The sequence below is a fragment of the Microbacterium sp. UBA3394 genome (genome assembly GCF_002358725.1).
Classification (GTDB): domain Bacteria; phylum Actinomycetota; class Actinomycetes; order Actinomycetales; family Microbacteriaceae; genus Microbacterium; species Microbacterium luteum.
Window position 1 is genome coordinate 1 of sequence record NZ_DEPK01000155.1, and the last position, 5762, is coordinate 5762.

Consider the following 5762-nt stretch of genomic DNA (forward strand, 5'->3'; position numbering starts at 1 on the left):
CGTCGCCGCCCGCGAAGCCCTCGCGGCCGACGGCGTGGGCGTGCGCGTCGTCTCCGCCCCGTCACTGGAATGGTTCGCCGAGCAGGACGCCGACTACCGCGAGAGCGTCCTTCCCACCGCGATCACCGCCCGCGTCTCCGTCGAAGCCGGACTCGCCCTCAGCTGGCGCGGCATCGTCGGCGACCGCGGCCGGTCCGTCTCGATCGAGCACTACGGCGCCTCCGCCGACTACCAGACCCTGTTCGACAAGTTCGGCATCACCACCGAAGCCGTCATCACCGCCGCCCGCGAAACCCTCGAGGAGAACGCATGAGCACCCCCACCGCACGCCTTGTCGAAGAGGGCGTCAGCATCTGGCTCGACGACCTGTCTCGTCAGCGCATCACCAGCGGCAACCTCGCCGACCTGATCATCACGCGCAACGTGACCGGCGTCACGACCAACCCGACGATCTTCGCGGGGGCGCTCGCCAAGGGCGAGTCCTACGACGGCCAGGTATCCGTGCTCGCCAAGGACGGGGCCGACGTCGAACGGGCGATCTTCGAGATCACCACCGACGACGTGCAGGCCGCCTCGGATGTGTTCCGTCCGGTCTTCGACGCGACCGGCGGCGTCGACGGACGCGTATCGATCGAGGTCTCCCCCGAGCTCGCGCACGATACCGATGCCACCGTCGCGGAAGCCAAGAAGCTCGCGGCGAAGGTGGACCGCCCCAACGTGCTCATCAAGATCCCCGCGACGAAGGCCGGCCTCCCGGCGATCACCGAGGTGATCGGAGCAGGCATCAGCGTCAACGTGACCCTCATCTTCAGCCTCGAGCGTTACGACGAGGTCATCGACGCCTACCTCGCCGGAGTGGAGAAGGCGCAGGCGGCCGGGCACGACATTTCCACCCTCCAGTCGGTGGCGTCGTTCTTCGTCTCCCGCGTGGACACCGAGGTCGACAAGCGCCTCGCGGCCATCGGCACCGAAACGGCCTCGTCCCTGTCGTCGAAGGCCGGACTCGCCAACGCGCGTCTGGCTTACGAGCTGTTCCAGAAGAAGTTCGCCTCGGACCGCGCCAAGGCCCTGCTGGAGGCGGGCGCCACCGTGCAGCGCCCCCTGTGGGCATCGACGGGTGTGAAGGACCCGGCCCTGCCGGACACCCTCTATGTCACGGAGCTCGTGGCCAAGGGAACCGTCAACACGATGCCCGAGAAGACCCTCGAGGCCACCTTCGACCACGCGGAGATCACCGGCGACACCGTGACCGGCTCGTATGCAGAGTCGCACGACTACTTCTCGCAGCTCGAGGCCGCAGGCGTGGACTTCACCGACGTCACGCAGGTCCTGGAGGACGAGGGCGTCGAGAAGTTCGTCGCGTCGTGGCGTGAGCTGCAGGAGACCGTGAAGGCTGCTCTCTCCGAGGCCGCAGAGGCCTGAGGTGAGCTTTCACCTCCACCTTTCCGGACATGTCGAGGAGGCGGTCGAAAGGACCCTTCCCGGTCTCGTCTCGAGCCTCGTCGCCTCGGCCCTGACGGCCGGTGACGACAGCCTGTGGGGTGCCACGGCGCAAGCTGAGGCGTCCCGCCGGCTGGGGTGGGTCCAGGCCGTCAGCACATCGCGTCCGCTCGTCCCCGAGATCCTCGCCCTGCGCGAGGAACTCGTGGCGCACGGGACGACCCGCATCGTGCTCGCCGGCATGGGCGGCTCCTCCCTCGCACCGGAGGTCATCGCGCAGACGGCCGGCGTTCCGCTGACGATCCTCGACTCCACGGCGCCGGGGCAGGTGCTCGCCGCCATCGACGGTGATGCCGAGGCGGGCGGCCTCGACCGAACGGTGCTGGTCGTCTCGAGCAAGTCGGGGTCGACCATCGAGACCGACTCGGCCCTCCGGGCTTTCGACGCGGCCTTTCGAGACGTCGGCATCGATCCGGCGGAGCGCATCGTGGTCGTCACCGACCCCGGCTCGCCCCTCGAGGCGGCAGCCGGCGTCGCGGGCTATCGCACGTTCACGGCCGACCCCACGGTCGGCGGTCGATACTCGGCGTTGACCGCCTTCGGGCTGGTTCCCGCCGGACTGGCCGGGGTCGACATCGTCGAGTTGCTCGATGAAGCCGAGGCCACGCTGCTCGAAGTCGCGATAGACGACCCCGGCAACCCCGCGCTCGTTCTCGCGGCCGCGATCGCCGGCGGCGAGCCGCGCCGGGACAAGCTCGGGCTCGTCACGGACGGGACCCACATCGTCGGGCTGCCCGAGTGGATCGAGCAGCTGATCGCCGAGTCCACCGGAAAGCAGGGGACGGGCATCCTCCCTGTCCCGCTCCTGTCCGTCTCCCCCGAGCTCGAAACCCGGCCGGAGGATCTGCAGGTCGTGAGACTCGTCGATGACGCGGCGGAGTTCCACCTCTTCGAGCACCATCACGGCGAGGTGCTCGTGAGCGGTTCCCTGGGCGCCCAGTTCGTCGTATGGGAATATGCCACCGCGATCGCCGGACGCCTGCTCGGAATCAACCCGTTCGATCAGCCCGACGTCGAATCGGCCAAGGCCGCGGCCCGCGGGCTGCTCGACGAGCGACCCCCGTCGATCGACCCGGCGTTCGTCGTCGACGGCGTCGAGGTTCGCGTGTCCGATCCCGCACTGGCCGCTGCCGGAACGATAGCCGGCGTGCTCGATGCCCTCTGGTCTCGTGTGCCGGACGACGGCTATGTCGCGATACACGCCTACGTCGATCGTCTGGAGTACGCACCGCTCGAGGGGCTGCGCGAACTCGTCGCGGCCGACTCCGGCCGGCCGACGACGTTCGGATGGGGTCCGCGGTTCCTGCACTCGACCGGCCAGTTCCACAAGGGCGGTCCCGCCCGCGGGGTCTTCCTGCAGATCCTCGAGAGCACCGACGTCGACCTCGAGATCCCCGGGCGCCCCTTCACCTTCGGGGAGCTCATCCACGCACAGGCCGCCGGCGACGCCACCGTCCTCGCCGAAGGGCACGGCCGTCCGGTCGTCACCCTGACGCTCACCGATCCCCAGGTCGACGTGATGTCCCTCTTCGAAGCGGCGCAATAGGAGAACAATCGAATGACGGCCCAGATCTCACGCGCGCAGAATCCCCTGCGCGACCCTGAAGATCACCGCTTGAACCGCATCGCCGGTCCGAGCGCGCTCGTGATCTTCGGCGTGACGGGAGACCTCTCCCGCAAGAAGCTCATGCCCGCGGTCTACGACCTCGCCAATCGGGGGCTGCTCCCTCCGGGTTTCGCCCTCGTCGGGTTCGCCCGACGCGACTGGGAGGACCAGGACTTCGCGGAGGTCGTGCACGAGGCCGTTCGCGCTCATGCGCGCACCGAGTTCCGTGAGGAGACCTGGCAGCAGCTGCTGCAGGGCATCCGTTTCGTGCCCGGCGAGTTCGATGACGACGACGCCTTCGTGCGTCTGCGCGAGACGGTCGAGAAGCTGGACATCGAGCGCGGCACGATGGGCAACCACGCGTATTACCTGTCCATCCCGCCCAAGGCGTTCCCGGTCGTCGCCGAACAGCTCAAGAAGTCGGGGCTCGTCGACGACACCGCCGACCGACCCGATCGCTGGCGACGCGTCGTGATCGAGAAGCCGTTCGGCCACGACCAGGATTCCGCCCAGGAGCTCAACGATGCCCTGCGCTCCGCGTTCCCCGCGGACTCGATCTTCCGCATCGATCACTACCTCGGCAAGGAGACCGTCCAGAACATCCTGGCGCTGCGCTTCGCCAACGAGCTCTACGAGCCGATCTGGAATCGCAATTACGTCGACCACGTGCAGATCACGATGGCCGAGGACATCGGCGTCGGCGGCCGGGCCGGCTACTACGACGGGATCGGCGCGGCGCGCGACGTCATCCAGAACCACTTGCTGCAGCTCCTCGCGCTCACCGCGATGGAGGAGCCCATCACCTTCAACGCCGCTGACCTGCGCGCCGAGAAGGAGAAGGTGCTCGCAGCGGTCACCCTCCCGGACAACCTCGCGACGTCCACCGCACGCGGCCAGTACGCCGGAGGCTGGCAGGGCGGCGAGAAGGTGCTCGGCTTCCTCGAGGAAGACGGCATGAATCCGCAGTCGACCACCGAGACCTATGCCGCCATCACCCTCGGCATCAACACGCGACGCTGGGCCGGGGTCCCGTTCTACCTCCGCACGGGCAAGCGTCTCGGCCGCCGCGTCACCGAGATCGCCGTCGTGTTCAAGCGCGCGCCAGAACTGCTCTTCACGCGTTCGCAGACCTCGGGACAGGGCCAGAACGCTCTGGTCATCCGAGTCCAGCCCGACGAGGGCGTCACGATCCGCTTCGGATCGAAGGTGCCCGGCGCCGGCGCGCAGGTGCGCGACGTGACGATGGACTTCGGCTACGGCCACGCGTTCACGGAAGCCAGTCCCGAAGCCTACGAGAGGCTGATCCTCGACGTTCTTCTCGGCGATCCACCCCTGTTCCCCCGCCACGAGGAGGTGGAGCTGTCCTGGAAGATCCTGGACCCCATCGAGGCGTTCTGGGAGTCGCAAGGTGGTCCCGTCGAACAATACGCTCCCGGATCGTGGGGCCCGGCATCGGCCGATGAGCTCCTCGCCCGCCATGGCCGCACTTGGAGGCGCCCGTGATCATCGATCTGCCCGACACCACCGTCAGCAAGATCAGCCGCGCGCTGGTCAGCGTCCGCGAGGAAGGCGGCGCCGTCGCCCTCGGTCGCGTTCTGACGCTCGTGATCGTCACGCGCGAGGCCGCGATGGAAGAGGCCATCGACGCCGCCAACGACGCGTCCCGCGAACACCCGATGCGCGTTATCGTGCTGATGATCAACGCCGATGACGACGAGGAACCGCGCCTCGACGCACAGATCCGGGTCGGCGGCGACGCCGGCGCGAGTGAGGTCGTGACGCTGCACGCACACGGCGAAGCGGGCGATTCCAACCTCGAGAGCCTCGTGACCGGCTTGTTGCTGTCGGATGCGCCCGTCGTCGTCTGGTGGCCGAATCAGACGCCCGAACACGTCTCGGAGACCTCGATCGGCCGCATCGCGCAGCGGCGGATCACCGACGCGGCGACCAAGTCCGACCCTGCGGCGTGGGTCGCGTCGCTGGGCGAGCACTATGCCCCCGGTGACACCGACCTCGCGTGGACACGCCTCACGCGCTGGCGCGAGCAGCTGGCCGCGATCCTGGACCAGCCGCCCTACGAGCCGGTGACGTCCGTCCGGGTCCGTGGCGCCGCCGACTCACCCTCCACGGCGCTGCTCGCCGCCTGGCTCCGGCTCGCCCTCGACGTACCGGTGGATTGGGGCTACCTCGACCCCGACGACTGGCCTCACGGCATCAAGAACGTGACTCTCGTCCGAGAGAGCGGCGAGGTGACGCTCGAGCGTCCCGAGTCCGGCGTGGCTGTCCTGACTCAGCCGGGGCAGCCCACCCACGAGCTCGCGTTCCCGCGTCGCACGCTTCGCGAGTGCCTAGCCGAGGAGCTGCGGCGTCTGGACGCCGATGTGCTGTACGGTCGGGTCATCACCGAAGGGTGGACACGCCTGGACCGACCATCGAAGGGTCTGCATGACTGAGCATCTCGTCGAGAAGAGCGTCGTGATCGCCGCAGATCCCGACGCTCTCGCGCATGCCGTAGCCGACCGATTCCTTCACCGGCTGCGCAAGCGCATCGACGAGGGCGCCACGGCCCACATCTCGCTCACCGGGGGCTCGATGGGCGGGCGGGTCCTCGCCGCCGTCCGGCAGCAGGCGGAGGGGATCGACTGGTCGCGGGTCC

The 5762-nt window shown here is 68.7% G+C and carries 6 protein-coding genes; all 6 read left to right on the forward strand.

Annotated features, from left to right (window positions below):
- Positions 1 to 313, forward strand: a 313-nt coding sequence (locus B4E30_RS09200; protein ID WP_349676955.1) for a transketolase-like TK C-terminal-containing protein, incomplete at its 5' end; no start/stop codon positions are given.
- Entirely contained in the window at positions 310 to 1422 is a 1113-nt protein-coding gene (gene tal, locus B4E30_RS09205) for a transaldolase (RefSeq protein ID WP_071043583.1), read from the forward strand. The genes B4E30_RS09200 and tal, both read left to right, overlap by 4 nt.
- Position 1423: 1 nt before the next feature.
- Positions 1424 to 3046 carry a glucose-6-phosphate isomerase gene (locus B4E30_RS09210; protein ID WP_286794917.1) on the forward strand — a complete coding sequence of 541 codons (1623 nt, stop codon included), beginning with the start codon at positions 1424 to 1426 and terminating at the stop codon, positions 3044 to 3046.
- Positions 3047 to 3058: 12 nt separating this feature from the next.
- Positions 3059 to 4609: a glucose-6-phosphate dehydrogenase gene (zwf, locus tag B4E30_RS09215; protein WP_286794919.1), complete on the forward strand. Its 1551-nt coding sequence runs from the start codon at positions 3059 to 3061 to the stop codon at positions 4607 to 4609.
- Positions 4606 to 5559 (forward strand): glucose-6-phosphate dehydrogenase assembly protein OpcA, encoded by a 954-nt coding sequence (locus B4E30_RS09220; protein ID WP_071043586.1) that lies wholly within the window; start codon positions 4606 to 4608, stop codon positions 5557 to 5559. The genes zwf and B4E30_RS09220 overlap by 4 nt, the downstream gene beginning before the upstream one ends.
- Positions 5552 to 5762, forward strand: a 211-nt coding sequence (locus B4E30_RS09225; protein ID WP_286794922.1) for a 6-phosphogluconolactonase, incomplete at its 3' end; no start/stop codon positions are given. The genes B4E30_RS09220 and B4E30_RS09225, both read left to right, overlap by 8 nt.

What these genes read in the sequence shown, in the direction of transcription:
- tal (WP_071043583.1), top strand. Translation starts at nt 310, where the DNA reads ATGAGCACCCCCACCGCACGCCTTGTCGAAGAGGGCGTCAGCATCTGG.
- zwf (WP_286794919.1), top strand. Translation starts at nt 3,059, where the DNA reads ATGACGGCCCAGATCTCACGCGCGCAGAATCCCCTGCGCGACCCTGAA.